This is a genomic window from Providencia sp. PROV252, from assembly GCF_033676005.1.
Taxonomy (GTDB): domain Bacteria; phylum Pseudomonadota; class Gammaproteobacteria; order Enterobacterales; family Enterobacteriaceae; genus Providencia; species Providencia vermicola.
In genome coordinates, this window is sequence record NZ_CP096294.1 from 96,366 (window position 1) to 116,689 (window position 20,324).

At 42.7% G+C, this 20,324-nt stretch carries 15 protein-coding genes; 8 read left to right on the forward strand and 7 right to left on the reverse strand.

The window, feature by feature from the left end:
* Positions 1 to 3: 3 nt before the first annotated feature.
* Positions 4 to 885, reverse strand: coding sequence for a pilus assembly protein PilM (gene pilM / locus M1F05_RS00405; RefSeq protein WP_206085201.1), 882 nt, complete (start codon positions 883 to 885; stop codon positions 4 to 6).
* Between the two features lie 116 nt (positions 886 to 1,001).
* Between pilM and mrcA the strand changes: the two genes are divergently transcribed.
* Positions 1,002 to 3,518, forward strand: coding sequence for a peptidoglycan glycosyltransferase/peptidoglycan DD-transpeptidase MrcA (gene mrcA / locus M1F05_RS00410; RefSeq protein ID WP_206085200.1), 2,517 nt, complete (start codon positions 1,002 to 1,004; stop codon positions 3,516 to 3,518).
* Positions 3,519 to 3,843: 325 nt separating this feature from the next.
* Here the strand turns inward: mrcA and nudE are convergent, their stop codons facing one another.
* The gene (gene nudE, locus M1F05_RS00415) at positions 3,844 to 4,395 is read right to left on the reverse strand and encodes an ADP compounds hydrolase NudE (protein ID WP_206085199.1); all 552 of its coding nucleotides are present in this window, start codon (positions 4,393 to 4,395) and stop codon (positions 3,844 to 3,846) included.
* Between the two features lie 324 nt (positions 4,396 to 4,719).
* On the opposite strand from nudE, the gene M1F05_RS00420 reads away from it, so the two are divergent.
* The 4 genes from M1F05_RS00420 to pckA all read left to right on the forward strand — a co-directional run bounded on the left by M1F05_RS00420 (position 4,720) and on the right by pckA (position 10,027).
* Positions 4,720 to 6,819, forward strand: coding sequence for an IgaA/UmoB family intracellular growth attenuator (locus M1F05_RS00420; RefSeq protein WP_206085198.1), 2,100 nt, complete (start codon positions 4,720 to 4,722; stop codon positions 6,817 to 6,819).
* A gap of 62 nt (positions 6,820 to 6,881) precedes the next feature.
* Positions 6,882 to 7,295, forward strand: a complete 414-nt coding sequence (gene hslR / locus M1F05_RS00425; RefSeq protein WP_047756490.1) for a ribosome-associated heat shock protein Hsp15 — start codon at positions 6,882 to 6,884, stop codon at positions 7,293 to 7,295.
* A gap of 36 nt (positions 7,296 to 7,331) precedes the next feature.
* Entirely contained in the window at positions 7,332 to 8,204 is an 873-nt protein-coding gene (gene hslO / locus M1F05_RS00430; RefSeq protein WP_206085197.1) for an Hsp33 family molecular chaperone HslO, read from the forward strand.
* Between the two features lie 203 nt (positions 8,205 to 8,407).
* Positions 8,408 to 10,027 (forward strand): phosphoenolpyruvate carboxykinase (ATP), encoded by a 1,620-nt coding sequence (gene pckA / locus M1F05_RS00435; RefSeq protein WP_206085196.1) that lies wholly within the window; start codon positions 8,408 to 8,410, stop codon positions 10,025 to 10,027.
* 63 nt (positions 10,028 to 10,090) lie between these two features.
* Here the strand turns inward: pckA and M1F05_RS00440 are convergent, their stop codons facing one another.
* Both M1F05_RS00440 and M1F05_RS00445 read right to left on the reverse strand, forming a co-directional pair.
* The gene (locus tag M1F05_RS00440) at positions 10,091 to 10,789 is read right to left on the reverse strand and encodes a pirin family protein (RefSeq protein ID WP_206085195.1); all 699 of its coding nucleotides are present in this window, start codon (positions 10,787 to 10,789) and stop codon (positions 10,091 to 10,093) included.
* Positions 10,790 to 11,295: 506 nt separating this feature from the next.
* Entirely contained in the window at positions 11,296 to 12,495 is a 1,200-nt protein-coding gene (locus tag M1F05_RS00445) for an NAD(P)/FAD-dependent oxidoreductase (protein WP_206085194.1), read from the reverse strand.
* Positions 12,496 to 12,871: 376 nt separating this feature from the next.
* Here M1F05_RS00445 and pitA point away from each other — a divergent pair, with 376 nt between their 5' ends.
* Positions 12,872 to 14,362, forward strand: coding sequence for an inorganic phosphate transporter PitA (pitA, locus tag M1F05_RS00450; protein WP_206085233.1), 1,491 nt, complete (start codon positions 12,872 to 12,874; stop codon positions 14,360 to 14,362).
* A gap of 122 nt (positions 14,363 to 14,484) precedes the next feature.
* Here pitA and uspB read toward each other — a convergent pair whose 3' ends face one another.
* Positions 14,485 to 14,820: a universal stress protein UspB gene (gene uspB / locus M1F05_RS00455; RefSeq protein WP_206085193.1), complete on the reverse strand. Its 336-nt coding sequence runs from the start codon at positions 14,818 to 14,820 to the stop codon at positions 14,485 to 14,487.
* A 446-nt stretch (positions 14,821 to 15,266) separates the two neighbouring features.
* On the opposite strand from uspB, the gene uspA reads away from it, so the two are divergent.
* Together uspA and gdhA are read left to right on the forward strand one after the other, a co-directional pair.
* Entirely contained in the window at positions 15,267 to 15,701 is a 435-nt protein-coding gene (gene uspA / locus M1F05_RS00460; protein WP_206085192.1) for a universal stress protein UspA, read from the forward strand.
* A 268-nt stretch (positions 15,702 to 15,969) separates the two neighbouring features.
* Positions 15,970 to 17,304 (forward strand): NADP-specific glutamate dehydrogenase, encoded by a 1,335-nt coding sequence (gene gdhA, locus M1F05_RS00465; protein ID WP_206085191.1) that lies wholly within the window; start codon positions 15,970 to 15,972, stop codon positions 17,302 to 17,304.
* A gap of 82 nt (positions 17,305 to 17,386) precedes the next feature.
* On the opposite strand, the gene rsmJ is transcribed toward gdhA, so the two are convergent.
* Positions 17,387 to 18,157 carry a 16S rRNA (guanine(1516)-N(2))-methyltransferase RsmJ gene (rsmJ, locus tag M1F05_RS00470; protein ID WP_206085190.1) on the reverse strand — a complete coding sequence of 257 codons (771 nt, stop codon included), beginning with the start codon at positions 18,155 to 18,157 and terminating at the stop codon, positions 17,387 to 17,389.
* A complete protein-coding gene (gene prlC / locus M1F05_RS00475) occupies positions 18,150 to 20,192 on the reverse strand; it encodes an oligopeptidase A (protein ID WP_206085189.1) in 2,043 nt (680 codons plus the stop codon). The genes rsmJ and prlC overlap by 8 nt, the downstream gene beginning before the upstream one ends.
* Positions 20,193 to 20,324 lie beyond the last annotated feature (132 nt).

The following is a 20,324-nucleotide window of genomic DNA, read 5'->3' on the forward strand; positions in this document are numbered from 1 at the left end:
GTCTTAAATATCCCCATGGCGTAGCGCCAGCCCAGCTGCGATCACAAAGTCCCCTAATTGGCGTGGCAGTTTTAGATTATGGTGTTGAAAGGCTTGTCGTAATTCCCATCTGTATGATTGCCATTGAGCATGGCAGTCATGGTCGGTTTGTGGATTTGTGATATCGAGTGGTTGGTCTATATTTGGATGATCGGTAATGAGGTAAACAGGCAAAGTTGAGGCGTGACTTTCTGCGTTCAGATGAGGTAAAAGCTGTGAAAGGGAGGTGATTTCATTATCTAGAACATGATTATAATTTGTAGGTAGGCTAATGGGCCCTGACCATAACCATTCACCTTGCCTATAATGAACTAACCATGCATCATCAGGTAACTGGCAATGGCGAGCAACATAACGTAATGCGACAGGGGCGACATCAATTGCCAGTAAATTAAATCCACTTTGTGTTAATAAGTTTTGCCAAAAGGTGATATCAGCTTTTCGAGCCCCATTAAGGTAAACGTGTTGATTGATCACGCGATAGTCAATGGCGAGTTCATGAACATTCATTGGAAAGCATTTTTTAGCTTGAGATTGCAGATACCAGCTTAGTTCAGGCTGTTGCAGATGGACTTGGTTCGGCAATGACAGTTGCTGTTTTAACGTACGAACAGCGGGCAAGGCGATAGAAACGGTACAGTTTTTCGGTAATTTCTGACGCCACTGCGTTAAAACTTTCAGTAGAATTTGGTGTTGTTCTGGATCTGAACTCTCAGTTATTTCGAAAGGGAGTTGCTGTTGCCAACATTCACATAAAGACCAGTATTTACGGCGTTGTTTTGTGGCAACTAATTGAATTTTATTTTGATAGATATCGATCCCAATGTTCCATTTTGATGTGTACATAGTTAATTTCCTTATCATTAACGGTTAAATTACGTTTTCTATTGTGCTGTATAAGCTTTATACTATGCGTTAGTGATATCTAAACCCTCTTGTTAGCCGAGCATGGGAATTTTCCGGTGAAGTTCGTAAAATATTTTTTTATTCTTGTTTTCTGTTGCATTTTTTTGGGAACCGCCTCGATTTATGGCATGTATAAATATGTCGAAGGTGAGCTACCTGATGTTGCAACGATGAAAGACATTCGTCTGCAAATTCCAATGCAGGTATACAGCGCTGATAACGAGTTGATTGCCCAATACGGTGAAAAACGTCGGATTCCACTCCCATTAGCGGAAATTCCACCATTAATGGTGAAAGCGTTTATCGCGACAGAAGATAGCCGTTTTTATGAACATCACGGTATTGACCCGATTGGTATTTTCCGTGCGGTATCAGTGATGGCGTCATCTGGTCATGCGTCACAAGGTGCGAGTACCATTACTCAGCAGCTGGCGAGAAACTTCTATTTAAGCCCCGAAAAAACCTTAATGCGTAAAGCCAAAGAAGCATTCTTAGCGATTCGCATCGAACAGCTTTTTTCGAAAGATGAGATTATGGAGCTGTACCTAAATAAAATTTATTTGGGTAACCGTGCTTATGGCGTTGGGGCTGCGGCTTACGTTTATTTCGGGAAAACAGTGGATGAGCTCACATTGAGCGAAATGGCCATGATTGCAGGGCTACCAAAAGCACCCTCAACATTTAACCCATTATATTCTTATGATCGTGCCGTCAATCGTCGTAATGTCGTGCTTTCTCGTATGTTGGAAGAAAAGTACATTACGAGAGACCAGTATGAGCAAGCGAGAAACGAAAAAATTGTGGCGTCTTATCATGCGCCAAAGATTGATTTTTCTGCACCTTATCTTGCCGAAATGGCTCGCCAAACGCTGTATGATAAATACGGCGAAGATGCGTATACCGACGGTTACAAAGTGTATACCACGGTGATCCGCAAAGATCAGGAAGCTGCAACTGATGCTGTTCGCAATAACTTGATCGATTACGATACTCGCCATGGTTACCGTGGCCCAGCAGAAGTGCTGTGGAAGCCCACTGAAATGGCATGGGCAGCTGAAAAAATTATTGAAAAGCTGAAGAAATCCCCTGTTTACGGGCCGCTTATGCCTGGGGTCGTGCTATCCGCAACGGGTTCTGAAGCGAATGTTATGTTAGCAGATGGCTCAAAAATTGATATTACGATGACCGGTGTACGCTGGGCGCGTAAATTTATTTCTGATACGCAACAAGGCGCATCCCCAAGAGCGGTGAATGCGGTTGTTCAAGTGGGTGAGCAAATTTGGGTTCGTAAAGTGAAAGATAATTGGTGGCTGGGGCAAGTTCCTGATGTAAATGCTGCTTTTGTTGCACTTAACCCTAATGATGGTGCGATTATCGCATTAGTCGGCGGTTTTGATTTCAATATGAGCGAATTTAACCGCGTGACACAATCACTGCGCCAAGTGGGCTCGAATATAAAACCCTTTTTGTATACTGCGGCAATGGATAAAGGCCTTACACTATCTTCTTTGCTGAATGACGTGCCTATTAGTCGTTGGGATGCGGGGGCTGGCTCTGACTGGCGGCCGAAGAACTCGCCTCCACGCTATGATGGTCCAATCCGTTTACGTCAAGGGTTAGGGCAGTCAAAAAACGTGGTAATGGTTCGTGCAATGCGCGCTATGGGGGTCGATTACGCAGCTGATTATTTGATGCGTTTTGGTTTTCCGCGTGAAAATATTAACCGCACAGAGGCGTTAGCCTTGGGTGCGCCATCATTTACACCAATGCAAATGGTGCGTGGTTATGCGGTTATGGTCAATGGCGGGTATCTTGTTGATCCGTACTATATTTTGAAAATTGAAAATCACAATGATGAAGTGATTTTTGAAGCGAATCCTAAGCTAGCATGTCCTGATTGTACTAATATTCCAGTCATTTACGGCGATACAGAACGTACCATCGAAATAAAAGGGATTGATGATGAATCTACAGAAGAAGTCACTCAATCAGGCCATAATGTTGTGAATCAAGAGCCAACAATGGAAGTGGCAACCTCGGGTGACGAAAATGTGAGTTCAGAGCCTCAATACGCGCCTCATGTGATTAGTACGCCGCTTGCGTTCTTAATTCGAGATGCGATGATGACGAATATTTATGGTGAACCAGGCTGGTCTGGAACGGGCTGGCGCGCAGCAAGAGATTTAGGTGGACGCCGAGATATTGGTGGTAAAACAGGGACGACTAATAGTTCAAAAGATGCTTGGTTCTCGGGTTATGGTCCGGATGTTGTGGCATCAGCGTGGATCGGGTTTGATGATAATAGACGGACACTCGGCCGAGGTGAAGCAGGTGCGAAAAGTGCTCAGCCAATGTGGGATGATTTTATGAAATCCATCCTGACAGGTGTTCCAGTAAAAATGATGAAACCGCCGAAAGGGGTTATCTCTGTGTCAATTGACAGTCGTACGGGCAAATTAGGCTCTTCACGCCGTGAATATTTTATCGAAGGGACTGAGCCTAAAGAGTATTCTGTACAAGAAGTGGGAACAACCATTTCAACAGAAGGCGGTTTGAGCCAAGAGTTGTTCTAAGAAAATACGTTTAGTAATATCGTGATAAGCACCCCATTGTTATTAAAACATGGGGTGTTTTTTTATGCTCAAAAACACCAAATGAGTGTAAAATAGCTGATAACGATAAGAATAGGCGTAGAAAAAAAACGTGGCTTATATAAAATACAAAAAACAAGTAGTATTACTTACTGCTACAGGCTGCTGACAAACCGATTAGGTTTGACTGCAGGTTGGATAGGTTTTGAAAATAAACGAGAAAAATCAATTTATTGATTTTTGGCTGATAACACAAAGCAGGAAAAACCACGCTTTTATCCTGCTTTGTCAGCAACCTCAAGTAGTATTACTTACTACTTTTTAAGTAACGTTCTAAGTAGAAAAGTGCGCTAATATTTCTCGCTTCGTTGAAGTCTGGGTGTTCCAGTAGTTCCATCATACGCGCAATTGGCCACTTAACTTGTTGCAGTGGTTCAGGCTCATCGCCTTCAAGCTTTTCGCTATAAAGGTCTTGTGCTACTAATATGTTCATTTTACTGGAAAAATAAGATGGTGACATAGTCAGTTTAGCGAGCTGAATGATGCTGTTTGCGCCATAGCCAACTTCTTCTTTGAGCTCGCGCTGTGCTGCTTCTAGCGCAATTTCGCCTGGGTCAATAGCCCCTTTAGGGAAACCGAGTTCGTAGTTTTCAATCCCAACGGCATATTCGCGTATCAGAATTAAGTGGTCATCAATAATAGGAATAATAAGAACGGCTTCGCGTTTTGCTGGGCGCATTCTTTCATAGACTCGTTTTTCACCGTTGCTAAATTCGAGATCAACTGACTGGATACTGAATAATTTTGATTGAGCAACATCTTGAATATTCAAGATTTTTGGTTTTTTTAGCTCTGTCATAACGATTTCCAAACAAGATGGGTGGAACCTCTTGCTAAAAGCATGTTTCATTTATTTATGTGGTAAATTTACTCTGCGTTGCCAGTATGTTGGCATCATTATGTCACTATGACCTATATCAAAAAAAAATGATAGAGATGATCGAGTAGATAAAATATTGTTAACTTGCTTCGTGCACAAATGTAGCACAGATAAATAAATAAAGATTTTTTTACAACGTATTGTAAGTTAAAGAAAAAAGTATAAATAGAATAGGAATCGGCTTATTTTGAGAAGGCAGTAGGATTGCTATGCTTTTCTTATTCATTTTCTGTTGGGGAAACAATGTTAAACCATGTCATTATAACGGCTATAATTGTTATTAGCCTAACTATAATGGCTTCCTTCCTGTATTTCAGGCGGGGGCGGCATTCTGGCATCTATCAGATACCTTCGGTAGCCGCACCTTCCTTTCGCAAAATGATTGATTCAGATTACCAAACAATCACTCAGTATTTAAATTATTGCGCTACAGCTTCGAATTCCTCTTCACAAAGTCCTTGGCAAATTAAGCGAAATTCGACAATTGGTACAGTTTGTCATTCGGTAACGCGTTTTAATTTACGCCAGGAGCAAGGGAATAGCTGGCGTTATTTTATCGATACGATTGAAGTGCAGCTTCCATCACAGTTGGAGCCATATCTACAGCGACAAAATGTGATGGAGATTGTGGATACAGATCATCTGCCATTGATTATTTCAATGAATAGCCATTCACTTCGAGATTTTAGTAATGAATGGCTCGGTAACTCAGCATCGACTACGACCTTACCTGAAGCGGCTATTCGAGAGCGTGGACAACAGAATGTAGAATTATTACGTGTCCGCCAAGAAACAGCGGAGGAACATCGTCTACACAACTCCACGGGGTGGTTAGGCGCAGGGTTGATTTGTTTAAGTTTTGTATTGGGTTATCTCACGTTAATTTCGATTCGGATTTTGCAAGGATGGGGGTTAGCGAGTGCAGTACTGATTTTTATTATTGGTACATTAGTGCTCTTTCGTTCAAAAATGTTCCCTCGTAAGTACCAAGATATTCAATGTATTTATGGGCAGCCGAAGCGTTGGGAATTGTATGGTGAATTAGATAAAAAATATTCCACGAGTGCTTCCGTTAGCGGGACAGATTTACATTACCCTCTGCATTGGGAGGAGTATTTAAAATACGAATCAGATAAACCCGTTAATATTGATTTTTACCCTACGGGGGAGGTTGTTCGTCATGGGCAGTACCTCTCTTTACATGAAGAAGAACGTTATTACCCTTACAAGCGTTACAAAAAAAATGTCCTGATGTTTATTGGTGCGTTATTGGTGATTGTGTTGGTGTTTTCATACCAATCTATGAGTCTACCCATTAAGTTGGGTTTTGCTTGGTTTGGCGGAACACAAAAAATTAATGTAACGGAAGTGACGGAGCTTGTTTCTCATAAGCTCAATGTGGGGGATACCCTAACAGCACAGGGGCAGGGGATGTGCTATCGTCCACCGAATTTAGATGACACTAACCAGGCGAATTTTGTCCCATTTGATTGCTCTGGCATCTATTGGAATAACATCAATGTGTCGACAGAGCCGCAGTCTGAGATTGCTGATCTATCGATATCTTTGCTCAATATAGTTAGAAATCAATTACATCCTGATAAAAATTCTATTGGCGTGAACCCAAGGTTACAGCGCGATATTATGAAATCAGGGATGAACATTATCTTTGATTTTTCAGCCATTATTATAGAAACGAACAAGTTGTGTCATGATGAGAACGCTTGCCTAAAACTCAAAAATGCGCTGACAAACCTTGGTAGTACAGATGATTGGCCGACCTTAGTGAGTAAGGCGTCATCGGGGAAATTAAGTGGTGCGCATGTTTTATTACGAGCAGGAAGTGCCGAGGCCTTGGAAAACATCGTTGAAGACACCACATATGACTTTATCAGAAAAGAAATAGACAAAGAAGTGCGTAAAATTAATAGTCCTTCCCCAGGTGGCGTATTGTTTGTGAGTGATGAAAACAAGCCTCTGGTGGATTTAATGATAGGGCCATCTTTTAATTTTAATGAATTATCACAGTTGGAACGTTGGAAAGAGCTCCACCGTTTATCGAATTTGTTAAGCAATACTCCCTTTAGTGTGGAAGGCATTGTGACTAAATTATCGACAGATGCTAATGGCACTTTGCATATCGTGTTACATGAAGAGCCGAATGAAGATATCGTCTCTCAATATGTTTGTAGTGCGTTTTTTATCTTGTTTCTTATCTTTTGTGTATTACTAAACGGCTCACTAATTGTGTTCCGTATTTTGAATAATAAGAAGCGATTACGTAATATCACGCAATATTACGATAAATGCTTTGAGGCTAATAACCCTTCCAATCGTCATTAGCATTATCCCGAAATGGTGGGAGCCTCATTGAGTTTGATTCAGACTGATAGTGAGGAGGCACCATGAATCAATCGTCTATAGAACCTGTTCGCCTCGATAAGTGGCTTTGGGCTGCGCGTTTTTATAAAACACGTTCCATGGCGCGTGAAATGATTGATGGGGGCAAAGTTCATTATAATGGACAAAGAACTAAGCCTGGAAAAATCGTTGAACTCCATGCTTTAGTGAAGCTGAGGCAGGGGAATGATGAGAGAACGATTGAGATCCTTGAAATCAGTAGCCAGCGTAGAGGTGCGCCCGAAGCACAATTACTTTACCGTGAAACCGCCGAAAGTATTGAACATCGTGAAAAAATAGCGTTAGCGCGCAAAATGAATGCGTTAACCATGCCCCATCCAGAGCGCCGCCCAGATAAAAAAGAGCGACGAACTCTGCTAAAATTTAAACAAACGAATTCTCATGAGTCATCTGAATGATGGCCTGAGCAACTGCCCGAGCAATAGAGAGAAATTATGTCAAAACAAGACCAACTCCACCGTTTTCTGTTTGAACAGCATTCCGTTCGTGGAGAAATGATTAGTGTCGATGAGACCTACGAGCAGATTTTAGAAAATCATGACTACCCTGTTGCAGTAAAAGGCTTATTGGGCGAACTGCTTGTTGCTACCAGTTTATTAACAGCAACACTGAAATTTGATGGTGATATTACCGTTCAAATTCAAGGTGATGGCCCAGTTAAAATGGCTGTTATTAACGGTAATAACCTACAACAAATGCGAGGTGTTGCGCGTGTTGATGGCCCCGTTGTTGCGGGTAGCACACTGAACCAAATGATTGGCGATGGCTTTATGGTGATCACGATAACGCCTAATCAAGGTGAACGTTACCAAGGGATTGTAGCGATTGAAGGCAACTCCATCGAAGAAAGTATTGATGCGTACTTCCGCCAATCAGAGCAGCTGCCAACGCGTTTATTTATTCGTGTGGGTGAAGTGGATGGCAAAATGAGTGCGGGTGGGATGTTGCTGCAAGTTTTACCTGCCGCTGATGACACCAGCCACGATTTCTTTGATCACCTCGTACAACTGACGGCAACTATTAAAGGCCAAGAGCTGAGCACTCTGGGCGTCAAAGAGGTTTTACATCGCCTTTATCATGAAGAAGATGTCACTTTATATGACCCGCAATCTGTGGAGTTTCGTTGCACCTGCTCAAGGGAACGTTGTGAAAGCACATTAGCAACTTTGCCAAAGGAAGATGTTATCGATATTTTGCACAAAGATGGAAAAATTGATATGGAATGTGAATTTTGTGGCTCACACTACGTATTTATTGAATCCGATATTGAAGGGTTAAATGATGAGCGAAATCAGCAACTTCACTGATACGATTTAGCAACCTAATTATGTGACAAGGGTGCAATTCTGCACCTTTTTTTTATAATTTTAAAGCATTATTACGTGCTCTAAGTCTCATTATGAATTAAAAAAAATTATACATTTTCAATTCTTTGATAACTATCGCTGTTAATTAGTCGTAAAGAATTATGATCATCTGCAGATTAGTTATGTTTACCAGGAGCAATATAATGAGCGCTAAAAGCATTACCCTGAAGGAACTTGAAAAGTACGGTATTCATGATGTAGCTGAAGTGGTTTATAACCCAAGTTACGAGCTATTATTCACGGAAGAAACTAAGCCAGGACTTGAAGGTTATGAACGCGGCACGGTCACCACATTAGGTGCGGTTGCAGTAGATACAGGTATCTTTACGGGTCGTTCACCAAAAGATAAATATATCGTTCGTGATGATGTCACTCGCGATACTGTATGGTGGGCAGACCAAGGTAAAGGTAAGAACGACAATAAGCCAATGTCACAAGAAGTGTGGAGTGATTTAAAACACATTGTAACAGAGCAATTGTCTGGCAAACGTTTGTTTATCATTGATGCATTCTGTGGAGCGAACGCAGATACACGTCTGAAAGTCCGTTTTATTACGGAAGTGGCATGGCAGGCGCACTTCGTTAAAAACATGTTCATCCGCCCATCAGATGAAGAGTTAGTTGGCTTTGAGCCTGATTTTATCGTGATGAACGGTGCAAAATGTACGAACCCGAACTGGAAAGCACAAGGTTTGAATTCAGAAAACTTTGTGGCGTTCAACTTAACTGAGCGTATGCAGTTAATTGGTGGCTCTTGGTACGGCGGCGAAATGAAAAAAGGGATGTTCTCAATGATGAACTACCTGCTGCCATTAAAAGGCATCGCATCAATGCACTGTTCAGCGAACGTAGGCGAAAAAGGCGACGTTGCGATTTTCTTCGGTTTATCGGGTACTGGTAAAACTACGCTGTCTACCGATCCAAAACGTAAGTTAATCGGTGATGATGAGCACGGTTGGGACGATGACGGCGTATTCAACTTTGAAGGCGGTTGCTACGCAAAAACTATCAACCTGTCTAAAGAAGCTGAGCCAGATATCTACGGCGCAATCAAGCGTGATGCACTACTTGAAAACGTGATGGTATTGGCAGATGGTACCGTTGATTTCAATGATGGTTCTAAAACGGAAAACACGCGTGTTTCTTACCCGATTTACCACATTGAAAACATTGTAAAACCTGTTTCTAAAGCAGGTCATGCAACAAAAGTTATTTTTCTGACGGCAGATGCGTTTGGTGTGTTACCACCTGTTTCTCGTTTAACCCCAGAGCAAACACAGTATCACTTCCTGTCTGGTTTTACTGCGAAATTAGCAGGTACAGAACGCGGTGTTACTGAACCAACTCCTACGTTCTCAGCGTGTTTCGGCGCAGCATTTTTATCACTGCACCCAACACAATACGCGGAAGTATTAGTTAAACGTATGGAAGCTGCGGGTGCAAAAGCATACTTAGTGAACACAGGTTGGAACGGAACAGGTAAACGTATCTCGATTAAAGATACCCGTGCCATCATTGATGCAATCTTAAGTGGCGACATCGAAAAAGCCGATACCATTAAGCTGCCAGTCTTCGATTTAGAAGTCCCTACAGCATTACCAGGCGTGGATACCAATATCCTCGACCCACGTAATACTTATGCAGATAAAGCGCAGTGGGATGAGAAGGCGAAGGATTTAGCGAACCGTTTCGTGAATAACTTCGATAAATACACAGACACGCCAGCAGGTGCTGCTTTAGTAAAAGCAGGTCCAAAACTGTAATTTGCGAATGCGTTTTGTGTTATAGAGAAAGGCGCTACGTTGTAGCGCCTTTTTTGTTAGTGATTACTCAGCAGAAGGTAGGTCGAATAACAGAATTTCGCTGTCTTCATCAGCCTTGATGGTTAAGCGAGCTTCTTCCCAAATCGCTAAACCATCACTGGTAGAGGCTTTTTGGCCGTTAATTTCAACGGTGCCTTTGACGACTTGGATCCACACCACTCGTTTTTCGGCGATCTCGTGGGTTTGTACGTCGTTTGCAGGCAATGCCCAGCGCCATAATTCCATGTCTTGATACACTTTCAGTGAACCGTCACGGGCGTCTGGTGACAGAACCAACTGTTTACCATCAAGTGAATCAAAGCGTTTTTGTTCATAACGTGGCTCAATACCTGTTTTCTCAGGAATGATCCAAATTTGGTAAAGATGCAGCTCTTTATCACTGTTCGGGTTGTATTCTGAGTGGCGAATGCCCGTACCTGCACTCATGATTTGGAATTCACCCGCTGGAATTTGCTCCATATTGCCCATGCTATCTTTGTGCTCGACGGCACCATTAAGCACATAGGTCAAAATCTCCATGTCTTTATGGGGATGAGTACCAAAGCCTTGGCCTGCGGCAATAAAGTCTTCGTTAATCACTCTCAGAGCTGAAAAACCCATAAATTTTTCATCATAATAGCTAGAGAATGAGAAAGTGTGCCAGCTATCAAGCCAACCATGGTTAGCATGACCACGTTCATTTGCTTTGCGTAAATAGATCATTGTGTTATCTCCTAGTTGGATACCCAACCGTGGTTGAACTTCTCTCTAAATCAATTGCAAACAGTTTAACCGTTTCGCTAAGAGAGAAAAGTAGCCGCCATTAACCATAGGATCCAAAAAATTTGAATAAGTGTATTTGAGATAAGTTAAGAAAATGGATGGAGAAAGGGACGGGGGGAGTTTTAGTCAATTAACCAATTGATGCAGATAAAAAAATAGCCAGCACAAGGCTGGCTAAAGTAAACACTGGAAGCAATGTGAGCAATGTCGTACTCCCAACAATAAGTGACTAAGTAACCTTATCGAGGAAGTGATGATAATGATAATGCTTATCACTATCGTTTGTAAAGCATTATTTTTAACCAAAATAATATATCTTATAATTAATACTGCAATTATATGATTTCTATGAAGTTAAATATTAACCATTATTTTTCAATGGATTAAGGGATTTTTCCTAAAAAGATGTTAACAACAAAACATTGCGGATAACTATTAACCTTAAATTATTTATGGTTAACTGGCAGACTTTCTGCGCAAGCTGCCGCAGAGCTCCATGCCCATTGGAAGTTATAACCGCCTAACCAACCTGTCACATCCACAACTTCACCGATAAAATACAACCCTTCTGTTTTTAGTGAACCCATTGTTTTTGATGATATTTCATGGGTATCAACACCACCTAGAGTGACTTCAGCTGTACGGTAGCCCTCAGTCCCATTAGGTTGAACTTGCCAAGCATGTAGTGTGTTATGCAGCGCTTCAACTTGTGGGTGGTTCAATTGCTTTAGGGCGCATTCAGGGATTTGCCCTTGCGCTTGCATGATTTCGATTAACCGCTTAGGTAATAATTTTGCGAGGGTGTTTTTTAAAGATTGATTCGGGTGCTCTTGTTTTTCTTCCATTAAAAAATCGCTGAGCGAAAGGGTCGGAAGTAAGTTAATACTTACATACTCTCCAGGGTTCCAATAGTTAGAAATCTGCAAGATAGCAGGGCCAGAGAGGCCGCGATGAGTAAAGAGGATATTTTCTTTAAATAGCGTTCCGTCAGCCGCTGTCACAGTTGCCGCGACAGAGATCCCTGATAGCACTTGCAGCGCTTCTAAAAGGGGCTTGTGCAGTGTAAATGGGACAAGGCCTGCACGGGTTGGAATAATCGAGTGGCCAAATTGTTCTGCTAAGCGGTAGCCGAATGGTGAGGCACCAAGACCTGGCATCGATAACCCACCCGTTGCTACAACTAGTGAGCGAGCACTTACTTGGCTTCCATTCACGGTGACGAGAAAGCCCTCTGGCGTTTTTTCGACCTCGGTGACTTCACTGCGAAGTTTGATCGAAATATTCGGTAAATTACACTCATTTTGCAGCATATCGACAATATCTTGCGCACTATTGTCGCAAAAAAGCTGCCCTAAGGTTTTTTCATGATAAGGAATATTATATTTGGCAACTAACCCGATAAAATCCCATTGTGTATAGCGAGCAAGTGCTGACTTACAAAAATGTGGGTTCGTGGAAAGATAGTTGCTGTGCTCAGCGTACATATTCGTGAAATTGCAGCGTCCGCCTCCGGACATCAATATTTTTCTGCCTAATTTTTTGCCGTTATCAAGGACAAGTATGTTGAGTCCGCGTTTACCTGCGAGTGAGGCACAAAATAGACCCGCGGCACCTGCACCTAAAATAATAACGTCGATGTTTTTCACAATGGCTTTCTCTATAGCTATTTGATTTTTAGCACAATTAAATTATGAGTATGGGTATTTTACGTCATCTTGCGGTGGTTGTAATGTAAAGGTTCGAGCGAGATCGGATGAAAAGTGTGTAAGACGTATTATAATTAGAAAAATTCGCGCAAAAAGAGCAAATAACTTTTATTTTCGGGAAAAATCGTTAAAAAAGTTTCAAAAATTCAGAATAAGTTTGTTTTAGCTAATGCATTGATATTTATGGGGTAATTGCTATGAGGTACTTTTTTGATGGGTAGTTAAATCAAAAAAAGGTTAGATTTTGCTTCCACCGCCAGCGTTTGTCACTGATAATGCGCCGCGTTCATGTCCAACATATAATGGCTTAACGTCTATGCTACATCTTTTTACAGGTTTAGAATTTCATACAGGTCTATTATTAGTTCTAGCACTGTTATTTGTGCTAGTCTATGAGGCTATAAATGGCTTCCATGACACCGCTAACGCGGTAGCAACGGTTATTTATACCAGAGCAATGCGGGCACAGTTCGCAGTTGTCATGGCAGGGGTTTTTAACTTTTTTGGTGTCTTGCTGGGAGGGTTGAGCGTTGCCTACGCGATTGTCCACCTCTTACCAACAGACCTCTTGCTTAATGTGAGCTCTGCTCACGGCCTTGCAATGGTTTTCTCATTGCTACTGGCTGCAATTATTTGGAACCTTGGAACGTGGTACCTCGGTATCCCTGCATCCAGTTCCCACACACTGATTGGTGCCATTATCGGGGTAGGTTTAACCAATGCGATAGTGACAGACTCATCAGTGGTTGACGCTCTGAATATACCGAAAATGATCAGTATTTTCATGTCGTTAATTCTTTCTCCAGCGATTGGTTTCGTGATTGCCGGTTTGATGATTTTCTTTTTACGCCGTTATTGGAGCGGAACAAAGAAACGTCGCCGTATTCACTTAACACCTGCAGAACGTGAGAAAAAGGATGGTAAGCGTAAGCCGCCATTCTGGACCCGTACCGCGCTGATTTTATCCGCGGTTGGCGTCAGTTTCTCGCACGGTGCGAACGATGGGCAGAAAGGTATCGGTCTTATCATGCTTGTGCTGATTGGTGTTGCGCCAGCTGGTTTCGTCATGAATATGAACTCGAACGGTTATGATATCGCGAGAACTCATGATGCTGTAGTCCACCTGCAACAATACTATGAAACACATAAACCTGCGTTAAACCACGCGATAGAAAATGCCCCTGCAGTTGCTGAAAGTAGTAATGAGCCTGGTGGCGAATTCCATTGCGATAGTTCACGTACAGGTGCAATTTTAAATCAAGCTCAGACGATGCTAAACGGCATTCAGAGCTACGAAGAGCTAACGCCTGACCAGCGTAACCATGCGCGCCGTTTATTGATGTGTATCTCTGATACAGCGAATGCGGTAGCGAAATTACCAGAGACGAGCTCGAAAGATGCAAGTTTACTGAAAAAACTCAGTAATGACCTGCTGTATACTGTTGAGTATGCACCTCTGTGGATCATCATTGCGGTTGCTTTAGCCCTGTCTTTAGGCACCATGTTTGGTTGGCAGCGTGTTGCAGTCACGATTGGTGAGAAGATTGGTAAGAAAGGCATGACCTACGCACAAGGTGTTTCTGCGCAGGTGACTGCAGCAGTGTCAATTGGTGTGGCGAGTTATACGGGTATGCCTGTTTCAACAACCCAAGTTTTATCTTCCGCTGTTGCGGGAACCATGGTTGTTGATGGCGGCGGTGTACAAACTAAAACAATCAAAAGTATTGCGTTAGCGTGGTTACTGACTTTACCTGTCTCGATTGTTTTATCTGGTGGGTTGTACTGGTTATCTCTGCTGTTTATCTAACAGCACTTCACTTGGCTTCACTGTTGTGAAGCCGTCGAAAGTGACATGAACACAGTGATATAAGAATACAAAATAGTGATGATCGTAAGGTCATCACTATTTTTTTACGTCAAGAAAGCGGGTTAACCCGTCATTAAAAGATAAACTAAGCTCACAACAACAAGAATACTGAGCCGGCTTATTGTCATAAATTGTTTACGGATTCGTTCACAACGCGCAATGACTTCAGGGTCATAGTGCTCAAGATACTGTTTGCTATTGATATATCGGACAAGCCGAAGTTGTTTGTTCAGTTGACCATGGGTGGTGAAAAAACCATTCCCATCAACGGATTGGTAGAGTAACGGATCGGAATCCCGCAAAATAGATAATAAAACACGAATGGACGAAAAATAACGCATCATATTCAAGATGCATAAAATGCAGAGTGCCCAAAATAAAGCAATCATACTGAACATAATCCCCTCCTTAGAAACCCAGCTCACAGCACTTGTCAAAAAGGAAATACAGCAAGATATTTTATTTATACTCAGTCATTTCATTGTAGGATAAATTATTGTTTAAAAAAAGTGCAACCCCTGCAAATTTTTGATTACTTTTTGTTTATATTGAAAAAAATACTTCATTGCTGCTTATCATTGGATATCACACTTTAGTGTGAAATTATGTTGTTTCTTGTCTGTGGAAGTGTAGCCATAACTCGAATTACTTAGGTGAATATATTAATATTGAAGGAATGATGTTATTGTTTTATAAAATGTTATATACACTTATGGTTTTAAGGTTAATCTGCTTAGATGTGATCAGTGCAACACTTAATTATCACAGTTAGCAGGTATAGTATTATTAAGATGTGGTGAAGGCATAACCACTGGATTAATCAGCATTCGGAAGGAGTTTACTTATGGCTTACAAACATATTCTTGTTGCGGTAGATTTATCACCTGAAAGTAAAGTATTACTGGATAAGGCTGTCTCTATGGCAAAACCTTACGGTGCCAAAGTATCCATGATCCATGTTGATGTTAACTATTCAGACCTGTACACCGGACTTATTGATGTCAATTTGGGTGATATGCAGCAGCGTATCACTGATGAGACGCGTAATGCGCTGAAAGATTTATCTGCAGGTGCGGGTTATGATATTCAAGAAACGCTGAGTGGTAGCGGCGATCTTGGTCAAGTACTGGTTGATGCCATTAAAAAATACGACATGGACTTAGTGGTCTGTGGTCATCACCAAGACTTTTGGAGCAAACTGATGTCATCCGCACGTCAGTTAATCAATACAGTTCATGTGGATATGTTGATTGTTCCGTTAAATGACGATGAAGAGTAATCTATTCTCTCTTGTTTGAAATATTATTCACTAAAAACGCTTGCTTATGCAGGCGTTTTTTTTGTGTCAAAATATGACATTTAGGGTAGATATTGGCAGGTCAAGCAATTTTTTTTGCATTATAGTGAAAAAAAACCTTGAGTTTAGAATACAAACTAATGATATATTCAATAGGCAAAACACAAATCAACCTCACATTTCCTAAAAATAATGACAAGAAAGAGTGAGGCACATCACAACAACTACATGTTAAAAAAGGAAGACATAGATGACACAATCACTATCTTCATTCTTGGAGTCTGTCCAAAAAAGAGACCCTTCACAGCCAGAGTTTTTACAAGCTGTGCGTGAAGTATTCACTTCCCTTTGGCCTTTCCTTGAGCAAAATGCAAAGTACCGTGACCAAGCACTGCTTGAGCGCTTTGTTGAACCTGAAAGGGTTATCCAATTTCGCGTATGTTGGATGGATGACCAAGGCAAGGTCCAAGTTAACCGCGCATGGCGTGTGCAATTTAGCTCAGCCATCGGTCCATTCAAAGGCGGTATGCGTTTCCACCCATCTGTTAATTTATCCATTCTGAAATTCTTAGGCTTCGAACAAACACTGAAAAACGCACTAACTACCTTACCAATGGGCGGTGGTAAAGGCGGTTCAGACTTTGATCCGAAAGGAAAAAGCACGGGTGAAGTCATGCGTTTCTGCCAAGCATTGATGACGGAACTGTATCGCCACATTGGTTCAAACACTGACGTACCTGCAGGCGATATTGGTGTGGGTGCGCGTGAAGTTGGCTTTATGACGGGTATGATGAAAAAGCTGTCTAACGACACCTCTTGTGTATTTACAGGGAAAGGCTTGTCTTTTGGTGGTAGCTTAATTCGCCCTGAAGCAACGGGTTACGGTTTAGTGTACTTCACTAATGCAATGTTACAGCGCCATGGTTTAAGCTTTGATGGTATGCGAGTTGCGGTCTCTGGTTCAGGTAACGTGGCACAGTACACCATTGAAAAATGTATGGAACTGGGTGCGAAAGTGGTTACTGCATCGGATTCTAGCGGTACGGTAGTTGATGAGGCTGGCTTCACTGCAGAAAAACTCGCACGCTTAGAAGAAATCAAAAACAATTATGGCCGTGTTGAAGAATACGCGAAAGAGTTTGGTTTAACTTACTTAGCGGGTCAGCAACCATGGAATGTCCCTGTTGATATCGCATTGCCATGTGCAACACAAAATGAGCTGGATGTTGAAGCAGCGAAAGTGTTAATCAAAAATGGCGTTAAAGCGGTCGCAGAAGGCGCAAACATGCCAACGACGATCCCTGCAACAGAGCTGTTCCTTGAAGCAGGCGTGTTGTTTGCTCCAGGTAAAGCTGCTAACGCAGGCGGTGTGGCAACATCAGGTTTGGAAATGGCGCAGAATGCGGCTCGTCTTGGCTGGAAAGCAGAGAAGGTCGATGCGCGCTTACACCACATCATGTTGGATATCCATCACCACTGTGTTGAGTTTGGTGGTGAAGGAAAACAAACCAACTATGTTCAAGGTGCGAACATCGCGGGCTTTGTAAAAGTCGCTGATGCAATGCTTGGGCAGGGTGTGTTGTAATCCTCTGACAAAAAAACGTACGCGAAAGGGCGGTTGTATCATACTGATAATTCACCTGTACATACGCCCTTCGCCGTTACGTTTAATCGTTATTTTTAATGCACGGATAGATATCGAATCGATGGCTTTTTGTTGTAACCGCTGACGGTGCTTTTTGTCCCGCAAGGGGCTCTGCATAGTCAGGGCGTTTGACCACTACACGGCGTTTTGCCAAGGCAATTGCAGGCGCTAATAATGCATCTGCATCATCATCTGCTCCCACCAACGACTGAAATACCCGCATCTCTTTCTTAACTAACGCACTTTTTTGCCGATGTGGATACATCGGGTCAAGATAGATAACATCTGGTGCAGGAGTGATTTCACTCAATGCGGTTATACTTGATGTGTGGATCAAGGACATACGTTCTTGTAGCCACGGGCCGATTTCGGCATCTTGATAACCACGTTGTAAGCCATCGTCCAGCAATGCCGCAACCACAGGGTGGCGCTCTAACATTCGAACGTGACAACCAAGAGCGGCGAGCACAAAGGCGTCTCGGCCTAACCCTGCGGTGGCATCAATTACATCAGGCAAATACTCTTTTTTAATCCCAACCGCTTTTGCGACTGCTTCACCACGTCCACCGCCAAATTTTCGGCGATGAGCCATTGCTCCCGAAACAAAATCGACAAAAATACCACCGAGTTTGGGTTCATCAAGTTTGCGGAGCTGCAAATTTTCGGGGGTAAGCACCAGTGCCATAGTGGCATCTGGTGTATGGGAAAGCTGCCATTTTTCAGAAAGTTGAGAAAGGGTGCCTTGATCGGCACCCTCTTCACAGATCAACTGGATCTTAATGTGATTAGCCATGAATACCGTAGCTCTTCAACATCGCATCAAGTTCTGGTTTACGGCCACGGAAACGCTCAAACAACGCCATTGGCTCTTCAGAGCCGCCACGACTTAAAATATTGTCGAGGAACGATTGGCCTGTTTGGCGGTTAAAAATGCCTTCTTCACTAAAGCGTGAGTATGCATCTGCTGCGAGTACATCAGCCCATAAATAGCTGTAGTAACCTGCTGCGTAACCGCCTGCAAAAATATGGCTAAAGGCATGTGGGAAGCGAGCCCATTTCGGTGAAGGTACCACCGCGACTTTATCTTTAATCGCATATAGCGTCGGCATGACTTGCGCACCTTTTGCAGGGTCATACTCTGCGTGTAAGGTGAAATCAAACAGACCAAACTCTAATTGGCGCAGGACAAACATTGCGGATTGGTAATTTTTCGCGGCTAACATGCTACTTAACATTTCGGCTGGTAATGGTTCGCCAGTTTCATAGTGGCCAGATATAAATTCCAGCGCTTCAGGCTCCCAACACCAGTTTTCCATAAATTGACTTGGTAATTCGACGGCATCCCAAGGCACCCCATTGATCCCTGCGACATCAGCGACATCGATTTGCGTCAACATATGGTGCAAGCCGTGACCAAATTCATGGAACAGGGTGATGACTTCATCATGGGTGAAGAGAGCGGGTTTATCGCCTAATGGCTGGTTAAAGTTACATGTCAGGTAAGCCACTGGGTTTTGCAGTGAACCATCTTTATGCACCATACGGCCAACACAATCGTCCATCCAAGCTCCACCACGTTTGTGTTCACGTGCATAGAGGTCAAGGTAGAAGCTACCACGTAGGGTATTAGTATCATCATACAGTTCGAAGAAACGCACATCTTTATGCCATGTTTCGACGTCATTACGTTCTTTGGCGGTTAAACCATAGATGCGGTGAACAACTTCGAACAAACCATTTAGAACGCGTTGTTCAGGGAAATAAGGGCGTAATTGCTCATCACTTAATGAGAATTTATGCTGTTTTTGTTTCTCGCTGTAATACGCTAGATCCCACGATTCTAAAGACTCAATGCCATAATGTTCTTTAGCAAAAGCGGTGAGCTCAGCCAGTTCGTCTTTACCTTGCTGGTGGGCGCGATCGGCTAAGTCATTGAGGAAGCCTAAAACTTGCTCTGGTGATTCTGCCATTTTTGTTGCTAGGGATTTATCTGCGTAATTTTTGAAGCCAAGCAGTTGGGCAAGCTCGTGGCGTAACGCCATTAACTCATCGATAAGCTCGCTATTATCCCATTTGCCCGCATTTGGTCCTTGGTCTGAGGCGCGAGTACTGTATGCATGGCTCATTTCACGGCGCAGTTCTGCGTTATCCGCGTAGGTCATGACAGGCAGGTAGCTTGGCATGTCGAGAGTTAAGAGGTAGCCTTCTTCGCCTTTGGCTTCCGCCATGGCTTTTGCGGCGGCAATGGCGCTTTCTGGCATACCCGCTAATTCTTTTTCATCTTTAATGAGTTTAGTCCACCCCATGGTGGCATCAAGCACATTATTGCCGAATTTAGACGCGATCTCCGACAAACGTGCAACAATTTCACCGTAACGTTGCTGTTTTTCAGCAGGTAAGCCGATACCTGATAATTCGAAATCACGTAAGGTGTTTTCGATAGATTTACGTTGTGATTGGCTAAGTGAATTAAACTCAGCACTTTCTTTTAAGGATTTATACGCTTGGTATAAGGGCTCATGCTGGCCCATCCACGTACTGAATTCAGACAATAGTGGTAAACATTGCTCGTAAGCTTCGCGCAGTTCAGGGCTATTTTTCACGGAATGCAGATGGCTCACTGGTGACCAAACGCGAGACAGCTTATCACTCGCTTCTTCTAACGGCTGACACAGGTTATCCCATGTATAGTGGGCGGTTGCATTCAGGAGGTTTTCAACTGTTTGGCGGTACTCGGTGAGCACATGTTTGACAGCAGGAAAAACGTGAGCAGGTTCAATGCTAGAAAAACGGGGTAATGCAGAATCGGCTAATAATGAATTTGTCATAAAAACATCCTGTGATTGCAGGCTTGTGCTCGTAGGCCAAGGCTTACAGTGTTGACAATAAAAGTTAAATGGCGAGCTTATCTCCAAACAATTCATGTTATCGGGTGATAAAACCAGCACACCATTATGAAT

Excerpts from the sequence above, each read along its gene's own strand:
- M1F05_RS00440 (WP_206085195.1), bottom strand. The coding sequence starts at position 10,789 with ATGATCTATTTACGCAAAGCAAATGAACGTGGTCATGCTAACCATGGT.
- gdhA (WP_206085191.1), top strand. The coding sequence starts at position 15,970 with ATGACACAATCACTATCTTCATTCTTGGAGTCTGTCCAAAAAAGAGAC.
- uspB (WP_206085193.1), bottom strand. The coding sequence starts at position 14,820 with ATGTTCAGTATGATTGCTTTATTTTGGGCACTCTGCATTTTATGCATC.
- M1F05_RS00420 (WP_206085198.1), top strand. The coding sequence starts at position 4,720 with ATGTTAAACCATGTCATTATAACGGCTATAATTGTTATTAGCCTAACT.
- nudE (WP_206085199.1), bottom strand. The coding sequence starts at position 4,395 with ATGACAGAGCTAAAAAAACCAAAAATCTTGAATATTCAAGATGTTGCT.
- prlC (WP_206085189.1), bottom strand. The coding sequence starts at position 20,192 with ATGACAAATTCATTATTAGCCGATTCTGCATTACCCCGTTTTTCTAGC.
- pckA (WP_206085196.1), top strand. The coding sequence starts at position 8,408 with ATGAGCGCTAAAAGCATTACCCTGAAGGAACTTGAAAAGTACGGTATT.
- pitA (WP_206085233.1), top strand. The coding sequence starts at position 12,872 with ATGCTACATCTTTTTACAGGTTTAGAATTTCATACAGGTCTATTATTA.
- pilM (WP_206085201.1), bottom strand. The coding sequence starts at position 885 with ATGTACACATCAAAATGGAACATTGGGATCGATATCTATCAAAATAAA.
- rsmJ (WP_206085190.1), bottom strand. The coding sequence starts at position 18,157 with ATGGCTAATCACATTAAGATCCAGTTGATCTGTGAAGAGGGTGCCGAT.
- hslO (WP_206085197.1), top strand. The coding sequence starts at position 7,332 with ATGTCAAAACAAGACCAACTCCACCGTTTTCTGTTTGAACAGCATTCC.
- uspA (WP_206085192.1), top strand. The coding sequence starts at position 15,267 with ATGGCTTACAAACATATTCTTGTTGCGGTAGATTTATCACCTGAAAGT.
- hslR (WP_047756490.1), top strand. The coding sequence starts at position 6,882 with ATGAATCAATCGTCTATAGAACCTGTTCGCCTCGATAAGTGGCTTTGG.